Genomic DNA, 22,950 nt, shown 5'->3' on the forward strand with positions numbered 1-22,950 from the left:
TAAGAAGGGAGGTTTTGAAGTTGGCTGAGAATATGTTGAATTATAAATTGTTGATTATTAATTACTTTTTAGGCTAGCACTTATGAAACCGTTTAAATATCCGATGTTTCTGAAGTTTCCATCCAGGCGGGTGCCTGGGATTCTATATATTTGTATAAACAGATAAAATCGACCAATTATGTCGAATAGTCAAGATGTAAAAGATCCTATAAGGGAAGAAATATTGGGTGGTGCGCGGGATTTGTTTGAACGTTTTGGTTTTAAAAAGACCACCATGGAGGATATTGCCCGGCAAATAGGCAAATCGAAAAGTGCTTTATATTATTACTATAAAACGAAGGAAGAGATCTTTGAAGCGGTAGTTTTAAATGAAATAGCAACCACACAGGCCCAGGTGGCTGAAATTGTTAACCAGGAGTCGTCGGCAGCTAAAAAATTCCAGGTATTATTTACCAGCATGCTTGAAGGCGTTAAGCAAAAAGCCAATAAATTCTCCATCTTTAAATCCGATATGTACGAAAATCATTTCCTGTTTGAGAACATTGTTGAGAAGCGCGATTCGTATATTGAAGAAATGTTAAAAGATATTCTCATCTTAGGCATTAGTCAACGGGAAGTAAAAATGATGAACAATGCCGAAATGAGTTTATGGGCAAGAATTGTAAATCTGACGCTGAAGGCATTGTCAAATAAAATTTTCCTGGAAGACAAATATCATTTGTCAGGAGATCAACTGAATTTCCTGGCAGATACTTTTTTCAATGGGGTACGGTCTTAAATTGGAAAGCGCTTTTGCCATTATTTTAATAACGTCAATCTACGTCCCACCAAACGGGTTCATATATTTGTTTTATACCCGGAAAGTTTACATTTCTTGTTACCTCTGAACTTGGATACAATAAGCGGGCAGGCATTCTTTCATCACCTAATGCAGTTGCTGCCGATACGGTAAAGAAATCGGGATATCCGGTTCTACGCCATTCCGTCCATGCTTCAAAAGATTGATTGCCCGTCATGGCCAGCCATTTTTGTATAATGATCGCTCTGATCTGAGCTTCGGTACCTCCAGGCCATTGAGCCGCAGGTGAAGCGGCGATATATGCTTCCGCGGCGGGTACGTTGTACGATTCGAAGCTTGCGTGAATACCTTCTCTGAATAATGTCAGGGCAGTTTGGCCGGTAGTCAACCATCCTCTTACTACTGCTTCAGCCTGTAGAAAATAACTTTCGGCGGCCGACATCAATTTAACAGGCGCATTGGCCGATTGATCATTTCTTGCATTGGCGCCTACCGCTGCCGATGGTAAGGAAAATCTCCGGGTATTGGTCCTGAAGGATCCCTGCCGTATACCAATGATGGAGTCTATGCCCGTTGCTACATACCTGGTGAAAAATACATCTGCTCTCGGGTCTTTATTCTGGGTCATATATTTTGCTACTGTTTCACTCGCCACCAGGTTTTGAACCCTGCTTAATCCCAGCATTTCTGAAAATAATGGATTCTGGTTGCCGCCAACGGCACTATATTCTATTTGCGCATCGTCTTCAAGGAATTCTGCGTTGTTCAAAGTTTGTATGCCTGCAGCGGCTCTTTGCGGAGCCACTTCCGACAATCGTAATAACGCACGTAGTTTAAATGTATTGGCAAAGCGCAGCCATTGGTGCATATCACCCTGAAAGATCAGATCATCTGTTCCCGGTGTAACTTCCGCATCAATATCTATTAGTGTAAGAGCCCTGTCGACCCAGTTTAGGATGCTATCGTACACCTGTTGCTGGGGATTATATGCAGGATTGGTAATATTCGGTGTAGCTGCCTGTGCCACCGGCACATCGCCGAACGCATCTGTTGCTAACTGGAATGCGTATGCTTTTAGAATATACGCAATAGCTGTATATTGATTGGATGCTTCCTTCCCTGCAGTAAGTTTTAATATTTCCTGGATATCCTGTAATGCGTCTGAATACAGCATTCTCCAGGGTCTGTCGAAAGCTGTGGTTGTAACGGAATACTGGTCCAGGCTCCTGTATTGAGATGATGTAGGGTTTTGTGTCCAGAACTGTGCCCAGATGCCGCCATGGATCTGAAGCGGATTTCCCAGCGCATGCCCTATGGCAGCCTGTACCGCGGGAAGCAACAATTCAACGGAAGCATTGTTGGCTAAATTAGGATTTTCATTGGTGTCTAAAAATTTGCGACATCCGGCAAAGCTGATGGCTGCAATAATTAATAGCAGGAAGCATTTATTTTTTATATGGATAGTTGTCATGGCCAAAATCTTTTAATACGGTTAATCAGAAGCTTGCGCTTATGTTGAAACCAAAATTCCGCTGGGAAGGTTGTGCTGTAAAGTCGAATCCCTGTAGATTGGTGGAGCCCGCTGAATTTATTTCCGGATCAATGTATTTATTGGCATCTGGCGTCCATAATACCAGGTTATTGCCAAAAATGCCAAATGTCAGATCGCCAAAAAATGAATTTTTGAGGACACTTTTAGGGATCCTATAGGTGAGGCTCACCTCCCGCAGCTTAACATAAGAGGCATCAATTACCTGTCGCCCATAAGGCATATTGGTAAAGTAATCTTGCGGTAAAAATGTAATGTTTGTATTTGTTACCAGTTTATTATCCTGGTCATAATAAACGGAATTGGGGAAAACATAAGGCTTACGGCCAAATTCGGCTGTTTCCCAGGATGTGCCAACGAATGCCATTATATCTTTAGTGCGCGAAACAAATTGTCCGCCTCGTTTTGTATCAAAAAGAAAATTGAGGTTAAATCCTTTGTAACGTGCGTTCGCTCCCCACGATGCTATGAAATCCGGATTATAAGATTCAAAATACACAGCGCCGGGTGTTTCAAGTGGAATGCCGGTTGCTTCATCTACTATCACTCTTCCCTGGTCATCATGCAAGATATCTACACCATAAAATGTTCCATACGGCTTTCCTTCTGCAGCCACAGCAGCCATATCTGCTAATCCACCCAGTGATACCTGTGTTACGCCCTCCAGTTCCAGGTCTACCACCTTATTGCGGTTACGGGTATACGTACCAAATAATTCAAGTGAAAATCCATTGGCGTTCCGTATAGGAACTCCGCGAAGACTTAATTCCACGCCTTTATTTTCTACTATCCCGCCATTGATCACCATACTGGTAAATCCCGAGGATTCTGAAATTGGAATGGTAAGTATCTGATCTTTGGACCTGTTTTTATAATAAGAGAAATCAAGGTATAACCTGTTATTCCAGAAATTCAATTCCGTCCCTATTTCATATGCTGTAGTGATCTCAGGTTTGAGATTAGGATTTCCTATTCGCCCGAACCGCGTAATACCCGGTATTCCATTGAAGGGGAAGGTAGTGCTGCCGAAATTTCCTTCTATTTCAGGCCTTGCGAAATAATTGTTTAACAGGAAGGGATTGGCATCGTTGCCCACCTGGGCTATGCTTGCACGCAGTTTTCCGTAGCCTAAAACGTCAGATAACTTGTCTCCCTTCAGTAATTCTGTAAAAACAAATGATGCACTGGCGCTTGGGTAGAAGAAGGAGTTGTTGTCATCGGGCAGGGTAGATGACCAATCGTTTCGCGCGGTGAGGTCAATAAAGATCAATTCGTTAAAACCCAATGTAAGTTGCGTATACAATCCCATCAACCGTCTTCTGCTATATTCATTGAAATTATACAATGGTCCATTACTGTTATCGAGATTGTACCAACCGGGCACGATGAGCCCAAATGATTCGTTGGTGCTCGCATCCAGGATAGAAGCGGTCCTTTGCCGGAGATTGTGCCCTATCATTAAACTGCCTGTAAAATCAGTTCCTACTTTTTTTCTGGCAGTGATCATCAGGTCATGAACAATTTCACTTACGTTAAAGTCATTTTCCCGGTACTGGCCTACTTCCGATTGAACATTTGATCGCGAATAGTTCCCTGTTTCTTCATCTGCAGGATAATACGTGAATTTAGGATACTTGAACCTTCTTCGGTCTGAATACACATCTGCGCCTACTCTTTCAACTATATCCAGCCATTCAAGCGGTTTATAAGTGATGGTGAAATTACCAACCACACGATCTACATCATTTTCATTCCGGTAATTCTGTAAAAGAAAATAAGGGCTCACCGTATAACCTCCGTAAAAGCCATATACCTGTTCACCCCGTTCGTTCAGAAAGCCATACCCGTTGTATGGATTATTCAGGTCTTCCATTTTGTCAATTGGTATGTCGCGGGGAGTTTGAAGCAGGTTGTCGTAAACAGAACCGGGACCCTGCCCGCCCTGCACCAGGTTGCTGTTGATTCTACTATAGCTGAGACCAATGCCGGCGGAGAATTTATTATTCAGTTGAGCAGTACCATTAAACCGGGCATTATACCTGTTGTATTTGTCTTTATTATATGGCATAATGCCATCAGAGTTCAGGCTGTTGAGCGATAAATAAAAAGTTGTTTTTTCACCTGAGCCGGCAAAAGAAACTGTGTTGTTGATCATTCTCCCCAACTCAAAAAATTTCCTGACGTTATCTTCTTGTGCAGAATATGGTTTTTGTTGTCTCCTTCCATTGATTTCCTGCCCCCAGTCCTGCACCTGGCCTGTAAAAGGAGGTCCCCAGCTCCAGTTTTCAATTGGATCGTTGTAATACTCCAGGTCACCGTTTGCATCAATACCGGTTGCATAGCCCTGGCCATATCCATTTTGAAAAGTGGGCAACTTTAGTATGTTGGAAAAAGTGATGGTGGAACTTACGGTAACTTCGTTTTTCTGCCCTTTCCTTCCTGATTTAGTAGTAATTACAACAGCACCATTAGATGCCCTGGAACCGTATAACGCCGCGGCTGTCGGGCCTTTTAAAACGGTTATCGATTCTATGTCTTCCGGGTTAATGTCGTTACCGCGGTTGCCGAAGTTTACGGTGCTTCTGGGATCTACTATTCCGCTGGTTTGGGTGGTACGAACATCGCTTCCACCAAGAAAGTCTGAATTATCAATGGGAATACCATCTATTACCATGAGTGCCTGATTGTTACCGGTTATAGAGGATCCGCCTCTTAACACAATGCGCGATGAACTGTTAGGTGCACTGGCGGTACTGGTAATATTAACACCTGCTACCTTTCCCTGCAATGCATTTAATGGGCTCGTATTACGTCCTGTGAGCAATTCTTCGCTTCTTACGACCGGCGCTGAGTAACCCAGCGATCGTTTATCACGACGAATGGCATTAGCGGTCACAATGGTTTCAATGAGTGTACCGGCTTCTACCTGTAATGACAGATCAATTACGGAGCGATTTCTTACCGGCACTTCCATCGTCTGGTATCCTACAAAGCTGAAAACCAACGTTGCATTGCTTTCTACATTATTAAAGCTGTAGCGTCCTTCTGCATCCGTTGCGGTGCCTATATTGGTTCCTTTAACAGTAACAGATACGCCGGGAAGCGGCTGCTGATCATTTGCTGAAGTAACTCTTCCGCTTATCGGGATAAATCTTTTTTCATGAAATCCATTTGGAGTAGCTGATCCCTGTTGCGGTACAGCAAGTGAAAGAGAAAGGGTTATGCATACAAGCAGTGATAATTTTCTTTTGTTAAAATCAATTCGTATCATAAGCGTCAGTTTGAGTGTGCTCAAAAGATCTGTTTGGCCAATGATGTTCCCTAAATAATATGGTTATTATTTTCTTATAGCTTCACAGATTTTAACAAAATAATTGCTGAAAATTTCATGCCGCGGGTATGGCAAACCTGCACGATGGGTTATTGTGCAATGAAAGATGAGTTCAGGTTCGATGGCGTATTGTTACCCGTTTTATTAACAATTAATATGAATTATCACCCTAGTTGTTAGGTGGGATAATTGCCTGATATATTCAAAGCCGGTTCCTGCCGAAAATAGCACCTCGTATCAAGGCGATGACCAACGTAAAAAGGGCTGAACCTATTACTGCCCAAACAATAGGAAATGTTTTTCCGCCCACTTTTATGGCAAATATTTCGGGAAGTCCGAATTTGCCCGCAAGCCACAAACCAATATACGCGCCAATAAATCCAACTATGATGGAAACGAAACAACCGCCCAGGTCATACCCCGCCAGTGATTGACCAACTCCGCCACATATGGCGGCAATTACCAAAAGGATAAATAATTCTGTGAGTGTCATAACGATATGCTTTTTTCTGTTGAACAGTTGCAATTTGAATGCCGTTGTTTGTATAACAATTGTTATTGCAGTTTTCCCTTTCCAACTTGTATACTTATTAAATTATATCCGTTATCGGTACGTAAGAATTCAAAATGGTCTTGTACTAAAGGTTTCTTTCCTTTGTAGTTTATAACTATGTTCTTTACGGGATAGATCCATTCTATTGATTCGCGCAATTGTTGAAATATCGTTTATATTCATCCGGTACATGGCTGTAAACCATTAGTGTTTGCAGGGTCTTAATGAATCAGTGAAACCTTCAATTAAAATTAAATTGTTTTCCTGTATTCAACGTTAGCCGGAAGTTAAAATATATACTTTAATTTCACTTTTAAAACAGGCGATTGGCTTTCATATGATACACATTTCTTTCAACCGATTCGTTTTCTTTTTTCTTATCCAGTGCTTGCCAGCGGCGATCGTTGTTGCCCAAAACCCCCCGGTAAAGCAACCTGACTTTCTAACCGGTTCAACCTGGACAGCCGATAATGGCAATGGTACTTTCTCTAATCCGCTTTTTTTCGATGAGTTTTCTGATCCTGATATGATCAGGGTAGGGGATGATTATTACCTTACCGGCACCACTATGCATACCATGCCAGGGTTACCGGTGCTGCATTCGCGCGACCTGGTGAACTGGGAATTTATGAGCTATGCCGTTGACCGGCTCGATCTGGGTCCGGAATTTCGTTTGGAGAAGGGCGGTGCTATTTACGGACAGGGAATATGGGCGCCCTGTTTCCGGTTCTATAATGGTAAATTTTACATTTTTAGCAATGTAAACAGGCGCAATACCCAATTATTTACTGCCGATAATCCGAAAGGTCCCTGGAAGCATACTGAATTAAGAAAGAGCTTTCATGATCTTTCTGTATTGTTTGATGACGATGGAAAAAAGTATGTGATTTGGGGATATGATGAAATTCGTTTGGCCGAACTGAATGATTCCCTGACTGATATCCTCCCCGGCAGTGAACAGGTAATTGTGCCAAAGGGTAGTGGTGCAGGCGAGGGTTGCCACTTTTACAAGATCAATGGTAAATATTATATCACCAATACTAATTACGATCCGCTTTGCTACCAGGTTTGCCTGCGAGCCGATAATCCGCGTGGTGCTTATGAAATATCGGTCATGAGCGCCAATGAGAGTTTTGGTTTTGGTACGGGCTGGCGATTGGCCGATCAACGTAATGGTCCTCCATTTAAATTAGTTCCGCCGGTACCGAACTTTCTGGGTGCTATGCCGATCCACCAGGGTGGCATTGTGCAGATTCAGTCGGGTGAATGGTGGGGATGGTCGATGATGGATGGGAATTCTGTTGGAAGATTAATTTGTCTTTCCCCGGTTACCTGGCAGAACGGCTGGCCTTACTTTGGTTTGCCCGGCAACTTTACCCGTAGCCCACAAACCTGGGTGAAGCCCAATACGGGGTTTGTTTCAACACCGCATGCGCCTTACCGAAGGAGCGATGATTTTTCAATGACCACACTGCAACCGGTATGGCAATGGAACCATGTACCGGTTGATAAAAAATGGTCGTTAACAGCACGCAAAGGACACCTGCGTCTTCATTCATTACCGGCAACCGATTTTTGGATGGCGAAGAATTCACTTACGCAACGGGCTATTGGTCCGGAGTCGATCGTGACTACGGAAGCTGACCTCGCGAAACTGAAGAACGGTGATGTGGCCGGACTCGCGTTGCTGAATTTGCCCTATGCATGGATTGGCGTGGCAAAAAAAGCAGACGGATTAGAGATTCAGCAATTTAATCAGCAAACCGGCAAGCTGACCACAGCAAAATTGAACGGTACAAATTGCTGGTTACGGGCAAACTGCCATTTTGAAACAGAGAAAGCCTTGTTCAGTTACAGTACTGATGGAACCAACTTCATTCCGTTGGGCGATGAATTCATAATGGTATTCCAGTTGCGAACATTCCAGGGTGTACGGTATAGCCTTTTTAACTACAATGCATTAAACGTGGAAGGTGGCTATGCAGATTTTAATTCATTTATTGTACATGAACCCCGGCCACGTGGGTTAACAAAACCAATTCCTTACGGTAAGTTAATAACGCTTACGAGTATGGCCGATGGTACTGTACTGGTGAACTGGAAAAAATTTGTACGGCCTGTTGCCGCCAGCGATAAACTGGCACAGGGCAATAACCGCTTATTCAGGGTAATTGACAAGGGAAATGGCAGAATTGCTTTGCAATCAGTTGTAGATAGCGGATGGGTAACGGTAAAGGGCATGGGATTAATGGCTGAAGTGCGTATAGAAAAAGAAGAAAAAGGGGAGGCATCTGTATTTCAATGGCAGGATATGTATCATGGTGAACTGATGCTGCAATCGCTCTACACCCATAGATATTTATTTGCCGACCCCCATGCAAAAAGTCTATGCTCTGCCGATGCACCGGGTACACAACCCGATCGTAAGGATGGGGCTTGCTTTTCATGGTCTATTGCAGAACATTAAAATACATTATTGCTAAAGTGAATAAATACTTTTCAACAGTACAGTTGCTATTTTCTTTTTCTTACAACCTCTTGCTGAACAGGAACAAATTCGCTGCCATCAGGGCGACGTACTCTTTCTACTACAAAAATATATTTAATGCAACTGAAGGGTAACCAGAAGTCATCGCAGCGGGGTGCAGGATTATAGCTACGCAGGCAAAGCATGGAAGAATCAGGCTCTGTTTCGGCATTATCTTTAGTCTTGATCTGGCAGGCGCTTTTCAGCAGGCAAAACTGCTTACCATCGTCGTCAAAAATAACAACTATCGGTCGGTGTAAGGGAATATCCTGTATGCTGTTCACCTGTAGCAATCTGCCCAGTGTAAGGCTGCCGGCGGGAATTGATCTCGGGGTATTGTCCGTCATACTATCGCCCTGGTTAGGGAACCAATAGTAATGTTCGCCTGGTATCTTTCCCTCTGTATCAATAAAGTATTTGGGGGTGCCCAATGCATTATCGAGGGATTGCTTTTTATTACTTCGACTTTTCATGCCCGCCAGTTTGTAATACAAAAATAAGACATCAATAAAATAAGATATTGTAAAGAAAATGGTTGGATGTTCCTTTTAATTAAGAAATGCACTATTCTTGAAAACTATCGCCGGTTCTTTATCTTTGGGTTGAAAGTTTTATAGCCCCGTGCCCACCAAATAACAGGGTATGTTTAATCTAACTGTTTCTGAAAATATATTGAGAATGGTTCTCGGCCTGGGCGTTCTGCAGGGGATGCTATTGGCTGCGCTTATTTACTTTTATCCCAAAGGCGACAGATCCGTCAATAAATTCCTGGCCGGTTTTATCCTCGGCGTTTCAGCAGTGATGGCCCTGCCGATGATCATTCATTTTGTTGGCTGGCAGAACAGTTTTTTTGTACAGTCATTTCCGCTGATCCCCGGCCCTTTTTTGTATCTCTACATTCGCAGTTTTAAAGAAACTATCACCTGGCGCAAGGCCTGGCCACATTTTATAATATGTATTATATGGCTCATTCCTATTTACTTTAACCTCCTGAAGTTCTCAAAACTTTACCCAGACTCGGAAATGATCCCTATTCAGGCGTTGCGTAGCCCTACCACCATATTTCTTATTATGGGGCGACCCGTTTTACAGGTGGTGTATTACTGGCTGGCCCGTCGCGAATTGATCTCTTATCAACGATCTCTCCGTCACCTGTTTTCAGAAACAAGCCGTCTCGATTTGAACTGGGCCAAATTCCTGGTAAACGGCTTCCTGGTATTGGTTGGAGTATTTTTTATAAGCTTCCCACTGTTGTTCGTTTTTCCCAACAACATTAGCCTGATCTTACTTACCAATATGTCGGTGGGGGCACCTTATATATATATCGCCACATACCTGGGTATAAAGCAGTATACCATCTGGCAGGCTCAACCCGGCGTAAATAAAGAAACGGCCGAGGCTACCATACAAAAAGTAGTTGATATTGAAACAAATGGAACCAATGGCAAAAAGCCCAAACCCGTAAAAACCGCACAAAGCGATGATCGCATGGATGTGCTGGTGAAGAAGATCATTGCATTAATGGAAGAAGAAAAGTTATACCAGGAAGCGGAGTTGACCCTGCAACAGGTTGCCAACAAATTGCAGGTGCCTGCTTACCAGGTATCGCAAGCCCTGAACGAAGGGATGATGAAAAGCTTCTATGATGTAGTTAATAATTACCGGGTCGAAGATGCCAAACGATTACTGCTGGATGAAAAAAGCCGGAACCACACGATCCTCTCCATCGGGTTCGAAGCCGGGTTCAATTCCAAAACCACCTTCAATACCGTGTTCAAAAAATTTACCGGGCTCACCCCAACCGAGTTCCGCGAAAAGCAAAATGTCCTTACAACAGCTTCCTGAAATCGCCCTGAGCGAAGCCGAAGGGTTGAAGCGCGGCTAAACTAACTCGAACCGTTCGGATTTCTTAATCGGAACGGCGTTCGGATAAATCATGGCCTGCTGATCCTCAATCATTTATTGGTTCGAATTAACAAGTATCGAAATCCGCACAGGTACAACCTGTTCGGATTGGCCGAACGGAACCGTATCGCCTTTTGCAGACGGCAATTTTGTGTCGTCAATCAAATTTCAAAAAGTCAAAACCAATTTTATGAGCAAAAGGCGGAGATGGTTCAGGAGTTTACCGGTGCTGTTGTTGATAGGCGTTCTGCACACCCGGGCACATTCACAAACCTCATCCATTGATATTAAAAGCGCCATTGATATGGCACTGGCTAACAACTATTCGTTAAAGGCCGACAGTCTTAACAACCAAATCGCCAATCATCGTACCCGTATTGCAAGGGCTGATCTGTTACCCCAGATAAACTTTAATAGTAAAGCGGAATACAACCCCGCGCTTCCTTCCCAAATGTTGCCGGGCAATTTTGTTGGGCAACCCGATAAAGACCTGATACCTGTTCAGTTTGGTACCCGGTATAGCATGGGCAGCAGTATTGAAGCCACGCAAACCATTATCAGGAAAACTACTCGTTTACAAGTGGAAGCGGCAGAATTGAATACCGGCATTGCGCAAACCAGGCATTTACTTAGTCGCGAAGAACTGGTTTACCAGGTTGCTACAGCTTATTATGATCTGCTGGCCACTACAGAAAAGATAAGCACAACGAACAAAGACTATGCAAACATCCGCGAGATTGAAGTGATTGCCAAAGCGCAATACGAAAGTGGTGTGTTGAAGCGCATCGATTTTGAATCGTTACAGATCAATGCTGCCAATATTCAATCGCAGTTAAACCAGTCGCAGACGAAGTACAACCAACAGTTGGTTTTTTTTAAATACCTGTTGGGTTTGCCGGCCAATGCATCAATAACCATTGCCAATGATCTGACCCGCATTCCTGCATCAGTACAGGGTGGTGGCACCAAGTTGTGGAACCGCGAAGATGTTCACCTGTACCGGCAATTGATAGCATCCAAAGAACTGGAGTTGAAAACGATCAAAGCGGAAAAATTGCCTTCACTCAGCGCTTTCTTCCGTTTCAATTATCAATCCCAGTTCAACCAGCCTTCTGATGCAATGAAGGGTGATTATGGATATAAAAGTTCTACGGTCGGTATAACTACCAGCATTCCTTTATTCGATGGTAACCGCAGAAAAAATCGCCTGAACCTGGCGCAGGTAGAATTGCAACAACTGCAATTCCGTAATGAGCAGCAACAACAGTTGGCTACTACGGAATGGATAACTGCCAGCGAAACATTGCATAACAACCTGCAACAGGTGCAAATCACGCAACAAAACCTGGTCTTGGCCGAAAAGGTTTTCGCTTCCCGCAAAGCATTATATACTGAAGGTGTAACTACATTAATAGAGTTACTCGATGCAGAAAGAGAGCTTAGCCAATCCCGTAACCTGCATACACAGGCGGTCATCAATGTACAAACCAGCCTGGTGGATGCACACAAAGCAAATGGAACATTATTAACTGAATTTTTAAAATCATTATAAAATGAAGAAGAAGATCATTCAAATAGCAGGTGCTGTATTAGTTGCCGGTAGCATTGGTGTTGTGCTGGCAAGTAACAAAGCTAAAATTGATAAAGCCGCCCAGCCGGTAAAAGACAATGCCGTGATACCGGTGAAAATAGCGGATGTAATCAGGGATTCATTCAATACGGCTTTCACGATCAATGGAACCACTTCATCAGCCAAAGAAGTAAAGATCGCTTCTGAAGTGCAGGGTAAACTGGTTGGCTTGTATATAAAGAATGGTGATGTTGTTCGGAAGGGCCAGGTGATCGCGCAACTGGATGCAGGTGTTTATCATGCCCAACTGGCCAGTGTTGAATCGTCGCTGGCAAAGGCATTGCTCGACATTAACCGGTATACTCACTTGATAGAGATGGGCGGGGCTACCTCCATGCAACTGGAAAGTGTAAAACTGCAACATGCTTCCTTACTGGCCCAGAAAAAAGAGGTGCTGCAACAGATCGCTCACATGCAAATTCTATCTCCCTTCAATGGTAAAGTAGAAAATGTATCAGTAGAAACCGGCTCCTTCGTTTCGTTTGGAACGGTGTTAGCACAACTGATCGATAATTCCTCTTTAAAGATCAATGTATACCTGGGTGAACAGGAAGCATTCAAAGTAAAAGCAGGTCAACCCGTGGTGGTGAATAGCGTGGTGATTACTCAACCGCAGTCGGCTCACATCAGTATGATCAGCGATAAGGCAGATGCCGCCGGTAAATTTTTAACGGAGATCAGCCTGCCCAATAATGGAAAAGAAAAACTAAAAGCAGGTATCCTGGCTGATGTTACTTTCTCTACAGGCATAGCTGAAACAGGGTTATCCATTCCTGTGAGTGCCTTGCTGGCCGGTACAAAACAGGCCACCGTGTATGTGGTGAATGCAAATAAAGTTCAACATCGTACTATTAAAACCGGATTGGTTACGCCTGGTAAAGTGCAGGTGCTGGAAGGATTGCAGGAAGGGGAGCAGGTTGTGGTATCCGGACAACTGAATTTGGAGAATGGAATGGTGGTGAAAGGAAGTAAGTAAGCTATAAGCTACAAGCTACAGGCTGTAAGCTACAAGCTACAAGCTATAAGCCGAAAGCTAAACGCTGAACGCTAAACGCTGAACGCTTTCGCGGCAACGGAGAATCGGCAATCCGCAGTTTTCCTTGTCAACTCGTCAACTTTTAAACTTAACAAACATGTCTTTAACCGAACTATCAATAAAGAGACCTACGCTGATCGTAGTGATCTTCTCAGTGCTGGGTCTTATAGGAATAGTAAGCTATTTCTCAATCGGGTACGAACTGTTACCTAAAATGTCGAAGCAGATCATTACCATAAGCACGTCGTATCCCGGCGCTGCACCATCGGAAGTAGAGAACGCCGTCACAAAAGAAATAGAAGATGCGGTTTCTTCTTTGGAAAAACTCGATAACATCAAATCAAAATCGCTGGAAGGCCAGTCGAATGTGATCGTGGAATTTAAAGCCGATGTAGATATTGACCAGGCCATGCAGGACGCGCAACGTAAAGTGAATGCCATTGCTTCGCGGTTACCGGAAGATGCGAAAGATCCGGTAGTGTCAAAATTTTCAGTAGATGAAGCGCCGATCATGAAAATGTCGGTAGCCGCCAAAACAGATAACCGCGCATTGTATGATGTGGTGAAACAACGGATCGTTCCCTTGTTATCAAAACTCGAAGGCGTGGCCAATGTCGGTATCATGGGTGGTGAAGAACGCCAGATCCGCGTGAATATCCACCGCAAGAAAGTGGAACTGTATGGTTTGGATGTACAACAGGTGTTGAACGCTATTGAAACATCCAACCTCGATTTTCCCGCCGGTTCCGTAAAGAACACCCAGGGTGAAACAACCGTTCGCCTGGCTGGAAAATTCAAAGAACCAAAAGATATTGAAGCGGTGGTGATCGCCAACCGCGATGGAAGGGCTATTCATCTCAATGATGTAGCTGTGGTGATTGACGGTATAAAAGAAACAGAGACCATCAGCCGCTATAATGCGAATACCGCCATCGGCTTACTGGTATACAAGCAAACCGATGCCAATGCGGTACAGGTGAGCAGGCAGATGGAAGCTGAGATAAAGGAACTCGAAAAAGAATATGCGGCAGATGGATTAACATTTGCCATTGCACAGGATTCATCGGAGTTCACTATGAAAGCTGCAGAAGCTGTTAACCATGATCTCATGCTGGCGATCTTGCTGGTGGCTTTGGTGATGTTGGTATTCCTGCACAGCATGCGTAACGCTATCATTGTAATGGTCGCCATTCCTGCTTCGCTGGTTTCTACTTTCATCGGTATTCATATGTTTGGTTTTACGTTCAACCTGATGACCTTGCTGGCTTTGTCGCTCGTGGTGGGCATCCTGGTAGATGACAGTATCGTAGTGCTGGAAAATATTCAACGCCACATGGAAATGGGAAAAGACAAACGAAGGGCCGCACTGGATGGAAGAAACGAGATTGGTTTTACGGCGATGTCGATCACGTTGGTGGATGTGGTGGTATTCCTGCCTATAACCCTGGTAGATGGTTTGATTGCCGATATCTTACGCCAGTTTTCATTGGTAGTGGTTGTGTCAACCCTCATGAGCCTGTTTGTTTGTTTTACCCTGACGCCCTTATTGGTTTCGCGGTTCGGCAAATTAACGCATCCCAATCCCAGAAAAGTGGGTGGTCGCATTATCCTTTGGGTTGAAAAGCACATTAACCGCCTTACGGACAATTACAGCAACTTATTAAAATGGAGTTTATCGCATAAACGTTGGGTACTGATCATTACATTAGGTTTATTAGTGGGTTCTTTTTCGCTGGTGGGCGGTGGCTTCATCGGAAATGAGTTTGTAAACATGGGCGATCGTGGTGAGCTGGTGGTAAAGGTTGAATTGCCCAAAGACGCAACCATTGAACAGACCAATTTAAAAACACAGGAAGTAGAACGGTATATTTTGTCGAAGAAGGAAGTAGTGAATGTGTTCTCTTCTATGGGTAAAAGCGATAACCAGTTTGCTGCCCAAGGGGAAAGACATTTAGCCGAGGTTAGTGTAAAGCTGGTTGATAAAAGTGAACGGACTGTTAGCACGGAGAAATTCTCGCAACAGATTAAAAAAGAATTGCAGGAACATATTACCGGCGCAAAGATCAGGATCAGCAATGTAGATATCATGGGCAGTACCAGTGAAGCGCCTATACAGGTAGTGTTAAGCGGTAGTAACGTGAACCAATTACTTTCGTATGCCGATACGGTTCTGCAGAAAATAAAAACCGTTCCGGGCGCAATGGATGCTAAGATCTCGATCGAAAATGATAAACCGGAAGTAAGCATCCGCATCGATAAAGACAAAATGATGGCATTAGGGCTGCGGATGGACCAGGTGGGAAGTACAATAAAACTGGCATTTAGTGGTAACAGCGATGCCCAGTTATCGGAAGGGCAATACGATTATGATATCACAGTGAAGCTGGATGCTTTCGATAGAGAGTCGGTAAATGATCTGCAACAATTATCCTTTGTAAACGGAGCCGGGCAAGCCATCAGGCTGAACCAGTTTGCTGCTGTAGAAAAAACGATTGGTCCCGCTAAACTCGAACGTAAAGACAGGATCAGTTCAGTAACGGTTTCCAGTGAAGTAAGCGGCCGCCCGCAAGGTACAGTGGGTGAAGAAATAAAAGCGGCGATTGAAAAAGATCCATTACCTGCCGGTGTGTCTATTGAATACGAAGGGAACATGAAGCAGCAGGCCGAGGCTTTTGGTAGCATGGGTTATGCATTGATCGCCTCTATCATCTTTGTTTACCTCATCATGGTGGCGTTGTACAATTCCTATATCTATCCGTTTGTGGTGTTGTTCTCTATACCGGTGGCTATGGTGGGTGCCTTGCTGGCACTGGCATTGGCCATGCAATCGCTTAACATCTTTTCCCTGCTTGGTATCATTATGCTGATCGGACTGGTAGCTAAAAATGCGATCCTGTTGGTGGATTGCGCCAACCAGTTGAAGCAACAGGGATATAAAACAGTAGAAGCATTGCTGGAGTCGGGCCGCACAAGACTTCGCCCCATCCTGATGACAACCATTGCGATGGTAATAGGTATGTTACCACTGGCATTGGCTAGCGGGGCAGGGGCAGAATGGAAAAATGGAATGGCCTGGGCATTGATCGGTGGGTTAACCAGCTCTATGTTGCTGACGCTGGTAGTGGTGCCTGTTATATACCTGATCGTTGATCGGATTGTTGCAAAGTTTAGCCGAAAAACAGTTGAGGCGTTGCCTTCACCAGTATTAGCATAACATCCTTCTCCCGTTTGCTCAATGAGTTTGTGATAAGTGTTCTGTGTAAAGTAGATGGGAGAAGCTTTTTTAAAATTTTTAAAACTCAGTTTATGGAATTTTTAATCGCCTTGCCAATAATAGCACTGCCATTTTTCTTTCCGGTTGTAACCGGGCTGATGGCAAGAAGCCTGGGACGAAAATTCTGGTTTTGGTTTTTCCTCGGATTTCCATTGCCGTTTGTGGCATGTGTTATCCTTCTTTGTTTACCTGTACGGAACACAAAGAATGTAAATGAGTTCAGGATACATTAAATACAATATTATGAAAGTTGCATTTGGTGAACAGATAAATGAAGCGTTGCTGCAGCATGAAAGGCGAAGAACGATGATCCTGATCGTGTTGTTTGCGGTAGGTATAGGTTATCGCTTCCTCGATCTGTTTGTATTGAAAACGACCGATCCTGATACGCCTACTACAACGTTCGGTGTTACCTGGTTGTTTCCTGTAACGATACTGCTTTTCGAAGTAGTGTCGTTTTTGATCATTACCAAACATTTACGTTCGAATCAGAAAACGTTGCCGCTGGCGGCGCGCTATGTGAATACGATCATAGAGGTTTGTTTGCCTTCCTGCATGATCTTTATTATTGCAAAACAGTATCCACAGTTCAATGTGCTCAATTCGCCCGTTGTATATATTTATTTTGTGTTTGTTATTCTATCTACGCTGCGGCTGAACTTTTGGTTATCCTTTTTCTGTGGCGCATTGGCGGCGGCCTCGTATGTTACGTTCAGTTATTTTATATACAAACATTTTTATGCATCCGATGGCGTAAAAGCTACGATCTTATTATTCTCGGGCATTGCGGCAGGTTTGGTAGCACGGCAGATCAGGAAGGGGATAGATAATTTGTTGAAAGAATCAGAAAAGCGGCATTTGGTAGAAGACCTTTTCGGGCAACAGATCTCTATGGAAATAGCGGAGAAGATGTTGGAACAGGATGGAAAACTGGAAAGCAAACGCATGCGGGTAGCGATCATGTTTATCGACATCCGCAACTTTACACAATTTGCGGCGGATAAACATCCGGAAGAAATTGTACAATACCAGAATGCATTTTTCAAGATTGTGATAGATTCGGTGACCAGGTACAATGGCATCATCAACCAGTTTCTGGGTGATGGTTGTATGGTCACTTTCGGTGCACCGGTAGAACTGAATAATCCCGCGCAATACGCGGTGCAGGCAGGGCTGATGTTGTTGGATGAATTAAACAAGGTTTCAGCCAATGGCGGAATGCCAGTAACAAAAATTGGTGTAGGCATTCATACCGGTGAAGTAGTTACTGGTAATATCGGAACTGCCAAGCGCCGGCAATATTCCATTACCGGCAGTGTGGTGATACTGGCATCACGAATTGAACAATTGAATAAACAGTTTGGGTCGCAATTGCTGGTCTCGGAAGAAGTGATACAATCTATTGATATCAATACAGCCCCCACCTGTTTCGGCTATGTTGCCCTGAAAGGCTGGCACAAACCGGTTTCGGTTTATAAGCTGGCGTAGGGGAAATAATTAGGCAACAGATTTGGTGGGGTCAGTACCGGCGTTAATGATGTGGATAAAATTATTGTTTTAGGAAATTGAATAGGTATTATTGTTGTTTTACTACATCACTCAATTTTACCCTATGGTTAAAAAGGCGTTGATTATAATTTTCCTGGTAACGGGTACATGTTGGCTGGTTTTCTCCCAAAGCAATTCGCTGTTGCAAAGTATAAAGCGCGGACAGGAAGTATTTAACGCCACCTGCAAAAATTGTCACATGGAAAATGGCCAGGGGATGCCTGGCATTTATCCACCGTTAGCGAACTCCGATTTTCTTGCTAAAGACACAAAACGCACCATTGACATTGTATTGAATGGGATAAATGGAGAAATAATTGTTAATGGTAAAATATATAACCTCGATATGCCTGCACATAAACAACTCACCGATCAACAGGTGGCCGACGTGTTGAATTTTGTACGAAATAGCTGGGGGAATAAAGGCAAGGCCATTACTGTTGCACAGGTAAAAACAGAAAGGAATAAAAGACCTTTGTAATATTCATGAAAATGGTTTTTGGTGGCCACAGTATAATAAAAAAGCCCATTAAATTAAATAAGCTGAAATTTCAAAATAACGTAAATGAAACAGGGCTGATGAATGATCAGCCCTGTTAACAAAAAATCAGTGTGCTTTACACCTCATTCATATTGAACGGCAATTTTCTTATTCTCTTTCCGGTAAGGTCGAATATTGCATTGCACAACGCCGGCGCAAAGGGGGGCAATCCCGGTTCGCCAACGCCGCCGGGCTTTTCTTCATTTTCAATAATATATACCTCTATATCGGGAACATCGCTTATGCGTGGCATTTGGTATTGATGAAAATTCTGTTCAACGGCTTTGCCATCGGTGAAATGGGTTTCATGATTAGTGGCAGCGCCCAGGGCCATTACAATACTTCCTTCAACCTGGGCCTTTATTATATCCGGGTTCACATACCAGCCGCAATCCATCACGGCTACAATGCGGTCGATCTTTAATTTGCCATCTGCCTGCTTTGATACTTTCACGGCTTCGCCTACAATACTTTTAAAACATTCTGTAATGGCTACGCCCCAGCCAGAATTCTTGCCCCGCGATTTCCAACCTGTTTTCTCTTCCAGCATATCGATCAGCGCAACATAACGTTCTTCGCGCAGGTGCTGCCTTCTGAAATCGAGCGGATCTTTTTCTGCTGCATGCGCCAGTTCATCCATAAAACTTTCGTAGGCAAACCCATTGGTAGAGGAATACACCGAACGCCACCACATCACGGGGATCGGCGACTCGGTAGGGATGTCGGAAAAACTATAATGATCTATACCATTGATAAAAGCTTCGGGCAGTCCTTCGGTAGTGCTGTCGTTAAAATTGCTTTTATCGGCATGCGGCCATTGGTGGTTCATATTCTGCGCCGCCATCTTTGTTTGAAAGGCAGCAATGCGACCATTGTTCAACCCGGCCTTGCATTCATATACCGCACCGGGACGAAAAGGCCCCTGATTCATATCATCCTCACGCGTCCAAACAACCTGTACAGGGGCCTTGATCTCTTTGGAAATGAGCGCTGCTTCTGTTGTGTAATCGGTAAATGCTTTTCTTCCAAAACCACCGCCTAAAAAAGTCATGTGCACGGCTATGTTTTCAACCGGCATTTTCAGCCGGTCGGCCAGGTCGCGTTGTATCCAATCGGGCGCCTGAATGGGGCCCCATATTTCACACTTGTTATCCTTCACATCGGCTACACAATTCAGTGGTTCCATACAGGCATGCGCTTCGTACGGCGTTTCATACACCGCTTCCAGTTTTTTGGCAGCTTTGGCATACATGCCTTCAAAATTGCCACCCGTACGTTGCGATAAACCCGGTTTCTTCAGGTCTTCTTTCATGCGGTTGTACAAGCCTGTGGTATCCAGGTGCTCAAACCCTGTGGTGTCCCATTCAACTTTTAATGCTTTGCGGGCCTGCATGGCGGCCCAGGTATTGTCGGCAACAATGGCTATACCTTCCCTTGTAGTATTAAAGACCGGCATTTGTACTTTTATAACATGTTTTACGCCGGGCATTGTTTTGACGGCACTGTCGTCATAACTTTTTATTTTTCCCAAAAAGTGCGGACTGCGTTCTACCACGGCATACAACATACCGGGCAGTTTTTTATCAAGCCCAAACTCCGCTTTGCCATTTACTTTTAATGGCGTATCCTGGCGGGGGAGTGGCTTGCCGATGATGGTGTAGTTCTTTCTTTCCTTAAGTGTTACCTGTTTTGGTGGCGTGAGTTTGGCGGCTTCTTCTACCAGTTCGCCATAACCGATCTTCTTATTCGTTGGTCTATGAATGACTTCGCCCTTCAAGGCGTAACATTCTTCTTTCGGCACATTCCATTTTTTAGCAGCGGCTTCCAGTAACATTTCGCGGGCAGTAGCGCCGGTTCTCAATAAATGTTTATAAGCGCCACGAACGGTAGAACTTCCACCCGTTAACTGGCTGCCGTATTTATTTTGATGGCCCGGTGCAAAATTGATCGACACCTGGTCGAGCGACACTTCCAGTTCTTCAGCGATCATTTGCGGCACCGCCTGAAAAGAACCTTGCCCCATTTCGGAGCGGTGGTTTAAAATAGAAACCTTTCCATTCTTATCAATAGAAATGAATGCATTCAATGCAATGCCGAGGCTATCGGCTGTTTCGGCTGTAATAATGGAAGCGCTTTCTTCTGCCAGTGCCGGAAAGTAAAACCCTATGGTGAGCGCGGCGCCGGTTAATCCTGATAATTTCAGGAAGGCGCGACGGTTGATGGAATTCGTGTTTTGCATAACGCAGTTGGTTTAACAGATCGAATACTCCGCATAGCAGGACCGAAGATCCCGCAGCAGCGGAATTAAAAACTTTTTGCCGGTGGCTTCATTAACGTGGCCGCCTTGTGAATGGCTTTGCGAATACGCGGATAAGTTCCGCAGCGGCACAAATTGCCTTGCATTGCCATGTCAATATCCCGGTCGGTTGGGTTGGGATTGCGTTTCAACAAAGCCACCGCCGACATGATCTGCCCGGTTTGGCAATAACCGCATTGCGGTACCTGCTCAGCGATCCATGCCTGTTGCACCGCGTGTGAGTTGTCGGTACTCAATCCTTCGATGGTGGTAATTTTTTGATTGCCTACTGCAGATACCGGCATGGAGCATGAACGTATGGCATTGCCGTTCAAATGCACGGTACAGGCGCCGCACTGCGCCATACCGCAGCCATATTTTGTACCGGTTAAATTCAACAGATCGCGCAAAACCCATAGCAGGGGCATTTTGGGATCAGCTTCTACGGCATGCGTACTGCCGTTGATGCTGAGTTTGTAAGAAGCCATAAACAGGTTGGTTTAATTGATAGTAAGGTACGACTTTGAAAGGGCGGATTCCCAATTTATTATTTTAATGGTAGGCAAAATATGCCCAACGCCGTTGGTCGAATTTGTAACAAAATATGTTTGCTAACTGTTGTAACTTTAATACAATTGCATTAGTACAAAAATTTCGTTATGAAAGAAATACAGGCCATTATACAGGCCTTTGAGGAAGCGCAACAGCAGGGAAAACAAACCGCACTGGCCACCGTGGTGCATGTACAGGGATCCAGTTACCGCCGGCCGGGCGCAAGGATGCTGATAACGCAGGATGGGATGCTAACCGGTGCTATCAGCGGCGGCTGCCTGGAGGGCGATGCCTTGCGAAAAGCATTACTGGTAATGGCGCGGCAGGAACCCATGCTGGTAACGTATGATACTACTGATGAGGACGATGCCAAACTCGGCGTTGGGTTGGGATGCGAAGGCATTATACATATAGTTATTGAACCGATATTACCCGCGCAAAAAGACAATCCCATTCAATTATTAAAGACCATCAGCCTGCAACGGCAACATGCGGCATTGGTCATGCTTTTTTCATTGAACGATCGTCGCGAAGTGCAGCCAGGTACCTGTTTGTTGCAATTGCCAGGTGAAACCGTTACGGCCCGCCTCACCAACGATGCATTACAAAAGGCGTTGACGGCCGACGCCAAAACCGCCTTTGTGAACCAGGTTTCGGCAACAAAAACGTATGTATCGGAAGGGAAGCAATTCACAGCGTTTATTGAATTGATAAAACCGGCTGTATCGGTGATCATCATCGGAGCCGGAAATGATGCCATGCCAGTGGCGCAAATGGCAAATCTCCTGGGCTGGCAGGTAACGGTGGCCGATGGCCGACAAGCGCATGCAACGGCTGCCCGGTTCCCTACCGCTAACCAGGTGCTGGTAACCAAACCCGACCAGGTAATTGAACAGGTAACCATCGATGCGCAAACGGTTTTTGTGCTGATGACCCATAATTATAATTATGATCTGAAAGTGTTGCGGCAATTGATCATCCGGCAAATTACCTATATAGGTATGCTGGGTCCGCGTAAAAAACTGGTGCGGATGCTGGATGAATTAAAGGCAGAAGGGATAGTGCCAACGCCGGAGCAACTGGCTTCTATCTTTGGGCCGGTAGGTTTGAACATCGGCGCCGAAAATGCCGAAGAGATCGCGTTATCTATCGTTGCAGAAATAAAAGCCGTTATTGCGGGCAGAACCGGAGAATCGTTGCGCAATAGTGCAGATACTATTCATCCGCGGGTAGAAAAGGAGATTGAAGAAGTGAAGATCAGTCAATAAGCAATAGGCAATGCTTTAGCGCCGGATCGCGGCGGCGGCGGCAAAAGTCAATATGCAATAGTCAATAATATATATTCAACTATCAATTTCATGAATAGAGGAGTTTGTATTGCGAATTTGATAATGCTTTTGTGAGTTTTG

At 44.4% G+C, this 22,950-nt stretch carries 15 protein-coding genes; 9 read left to right on the forward strand and 6 right to left on the reverse strand.

All coding sequences use genetic code 11. From position 1 onward, the window contains the following. Positions 1-178 precede the first annotated feature (178 nt). Complete coding sequence (locus tag FAM09_RS28330; protein ID WP_136580543.1) at positions 179-778, forward strand: TetR/AcrR family transcriptional regulator; 600 nt, start codon at positions 179-181, stop codon at positions 776-778. Positions 779-812: 34 nt separating this feature from the next. Here FAM09_RS28330 and FAM09_RS28335 read toward each other — a convergent pair whose 3' ends face one another. The 3 genes from FAM09_RS28335 to FAM09_RS28345 form a co-directional block, all read right to left on the reverse strand. Continuing rightward, positions 813-2,270, reverse strand: coding sequence for a SusD/RagB family nutrient-binding outer membrane lipoprotein (locus FAM09_RS28335; protein ID WP_136580544.1), 1,458 nt, complete (start codon positions 2,268-2,270; stop codon positions 813-815). A gap of 25 nt (positions 2,271-2,295) precedes the next feature. Further along, positions 2,296-5,619 carry a SusC/RagA family TonB-linked outer membrane protein gene (locus tag FAM09_RS28340; RefSeq protein WP_136580545.1) on the reverse strand — a complete coding sequence of 1,108 codons (3,324 nt, stop codon included), beginning with the start codon at positions 5,617-5,619 and terminating at the stop codon, positions 2,296-2,298. Between the two features lie 262 nt (positions 5,620-5,881). Continuing rightward, positions 5,882-6,172, reverse strand: coding sequence for a hypothetical protein (locus FAM09_RS28345; protein ID WP_136580546.1), 291 nt, complete (start codon positions 6,170-6,172; stop codon positions 5,882-5,884). Positions 6,173-6,620: 448 nt separating this feature from the next. Here FAM09_RS28345 and FAM09_RS28350 point away from each other — a divergent pair, with 448 nt between their 5' ends. Beyond that, positions 6,621-8,699 carry a glycoside hydrolase family 43 protein gene (locus tag FAM09_RS28350; RefSeq protein WP_208025672.1) on the forward strand — a complete coding sequence of 693 codons (2,079 nt, stop codon included), beginning with the start codon at positions 6,621-6,623 and terminating at the stop codon, positions 8,697-8,699. Positions 8,700-8,746: 47 nt separating this feature from the next. Here FAM09_RS28350 and FAM09_RS28355 read toward each other — a convergent pair whose 3' ends face one another. Next, complete coding sequence (locus tag FAM09_RS28355) at positions 8,747-9,232, reverse strand: hypothetical protein (RefSeq protein ID WP_136580548.1); 486 nt, start codon at positions 9,230-9,232, stop codon at positions 8,747-8,749. Between the two features lie 169 nt (positions 9,233-9,401). On the opposite strand from FAM09_RS28355, the gene FAM09_RS28360 reads away from it, so the two are divergent. The 6 genes from FAM09_RS28360 (at position 9,402) to FAM09_RS28385 (ending at position 18,633) form a co-directional block, all read left to right on the forward strand. Beyond that, entirely contained in the window at positions 9,402-10,604 is a 1,203-nt protein-coding gene (locus tag FAM09_RS28360) for a helix-turn-helix domain-containing protein (RefSeq protein ID WP_136580549.1), read from the forward strand. Between the two features lie 250 nt (positions 10,605-10,854). Continuing rightward, positions 10,855-12,216, forward strand: a complete 1,362-nt coding sequence (locus FAM09_RS28365) for a TolC family protein (protein WP_136580550.1) — start codon at positions 10,855-10,857, stop codon at positions 12,214-12,216. A 1-nt stretch (position 12,217) separates the two neighbouring features. After that, the gene (locus tag FAM09_RS28370) at positions 12,218-13,270 is read left to right on the forward strand and encodes an efflux RND transporter periplasmic adaptor subunit (protein WP_136580551.1); all 1,053 of its coding nucleotides are present in this window, start codon (positions 12,218-12,220) and stop codon (positions 13,268-13,270) included. A 157-nt stretch (positions 13,271-13,427) separates the two neighbouring features. Next, positions 13,428-16,544 carry an efflux RND transporter permease subunit gene (locus FAM09_RS28375; protein WP_136580552.1) on the forward strand — a complete coding sequence of 1,039 codons (3,117 nt, stop codon included), beginning with the start codon at positions 13,428-13,430 and terminating at the stop codon, positions 16,542-16,544. A 303-nt stretch (positions 16,545-16,847) separates the two neighbouring features. After that, a complete protein-coding gene (locus FAM09_RS28380; RefSeq protein ID WP_166437295.1) occupies positions 16,848-18,092 on the forward strand; it encodes an adenylate/guanylate cyclase domain-containing protein in 1,245 nt (414 codons plus the stop codon). A 124-nt stretch (positions 18,093-18,216) separates the two neighbouring features. Then, the gene (locus FAM09_RS28385; protein ID WP_136580554.1) at positions 18,217-18,633 is read left to right on the forward strand and encodes a c-type cytochrome; all 417 of its coding nucleotides are present in this window, start codon (positions 18,217-18,219) and stop codon (positions 18,631-18,633) included. A 136-nt stretch (positions 18,634-18,769) separates the two neighbouring features. On the opposite strand, the gene FAM09_RS28390 is transcribed toward FAM09_RS28385, so the two are convergent. Both FAM09_RS28390 and FAM09_RS28395 read right to left on the reverse strand, forming a co-directional pair. Then, complete coding sequence (locus tag FAM09_RS28390) at positions 18,770-20,932, reverse strand: xanthine dehydrogenase family protein molybdopterin-binding subunit (RefSeq protein WP_136580555.1); 2,163 nt, start codon at positions 20,930-20,932, stop codon at positions 18,770-18,772. A 65-nt stretch (positions 20,933-20,997) separates the two neighbouring features. Next, positions 20,998-21,477 carry a (2Fe-2S)-binding protein gene (locus FAM09_RS28395; protein WP_136580556.1) on the reverse strand — a complete coding sequence of 160 codons (480 nt, stop codon included), beginning with the start codon at positions 21,475-21,477 and terminating at the stop codon, positions 20,998-21,000. A gap of 171 nt (positions 21,478-21,648) precedes the next feature. Between FAM09_RS28395 and FAM09_RS28400 the strand changes: the two genes are divergently transcribed. Further along, positions 21,649-22,809: an XdhC family protein gene (locus tag FAM09_RS28400; RefSeq protein WP_136580557.1), complete on the forward strand. Its 1,161-nt coding sequence runs from the start codon at positions 21,649-21,651 to the stop codon at positions 22,807-22,809. Positions 22,810-22,950 lie beyond the last annotated feature (141 nt).

It is taken from the genome of Niastella caeni (genome assembly GCF_004834005.1).
GTDB lineage: Bacteria > Bacteroidota > Bacteroidia > Chitinophagales > Chitinophagaceae > Niastella > Niastella caeni.

What these genes read in the sequence shown, in the direction of transcription:
- FAM09_RS28330 (WP_136580543.1), top strand. Translation starts at nt 179, where the DNA reads ATGTCGAATAGTCAAGATGTAAAAGATCCTATAAGGGAAGAAATATTG.
- FAM09_RS28335 (WP_136580544.1), bottom strand. Translation starts at nt 2,270, where the DNA reads ATGACAACTATCCATATAAAAAATAAATGCTTCCTGCTATTAATTATT.
- FAM09_RS28340 (WP_136580545.1), bottom strand. Translation starts at nt 5,619, where the DNA reads ATGATACGAATTGATTTTAACAAAAGAAAATTATCACTGCTTGTATGC.
- FAM09_RS28345 (WP_136580546.1), bottom strand. Translation starts at nt 6,172, where the DNA reads ATGACACTCACAGAATTATTTATCCTTTTGGTAATTGCCGCCATATGT.
- FAM09_RS28355 (WP_136580548.1), bottom strand. Translation starts at nt 9,232, where the DNA reads ATGAAAAGTCGAAGTAATAAAAAGCAATCCCTCGATAATGCATTGGGC.
- FAM09_RS28360 (WP_136580549.1), top strand. Translation starts at nt 9,402, where the DNA reads ATGTTTAATCTAACTGTTTCTGAAAATATATTGAGAATGGTTCTCGGC.
- FAM09_RS28365 (WP_136580550.1), top strand. Translation starts at nt 10,855, where the DNA reads ATGAGCAAAAGGCGGAGATGGTTCAGGAGTTTACCGGTGCTGTTGTTG.
- FAM09_RS28370 (WP_136580551.1), top strand. Translation starts at nt 12,218, where the DNA reads ATGAAGAAGAAGATCATTCAAATAGCAGGTGCTGTATTAGTTGCCGGT.
- FAM09_RS28375 (WP_136580552.1), top strand. Translation starts at nt 13,428, where the DNA reads ATGTCTTTAACCGAACTATCAATAAAGAGACCTACGCTGATCGTAGTG.
- FAM09_RS28380 (WP_166437295.1), top strand. Translation starts at nt 16,848, where the DNA reads ATGAAAGTTGCATTTGGTGAACAGATAAATGAAGCGTTGCTGCAGCAT.
- FAM09_RS28385 (WP_136580554.1), top strand. Translation starts at nt 18,217, where the DNA reads ATGGTTAAAAAGGCGTTGATTATAATTTTCCTGGTAACGGGTACATGT.
- FAM09_RS28390 (WP_136580555.1), bottom strand. Translation starts at nt 20,932, where the DNA reads ATGCAAAACACGAATTCCATCAACCGTCGCGCCTTCCTGAAATTATCA.
- FAM09_RS28395 (WP_136580556.1), bottom strand. Translation starts at nt 21,477, where the DNA reads ATGGCTTCTTACAAACTCAGCATCAACGGCAGTACGCATGCCGTAGAA.
- FAM09_RS28400 (WP_136580557.1), top strand. Translation starts at nt 21,649, where the DNA reads ATGAAAGAAATACAGGCCATTATACAGGCCTTTGAGGAAGCGCAACAG.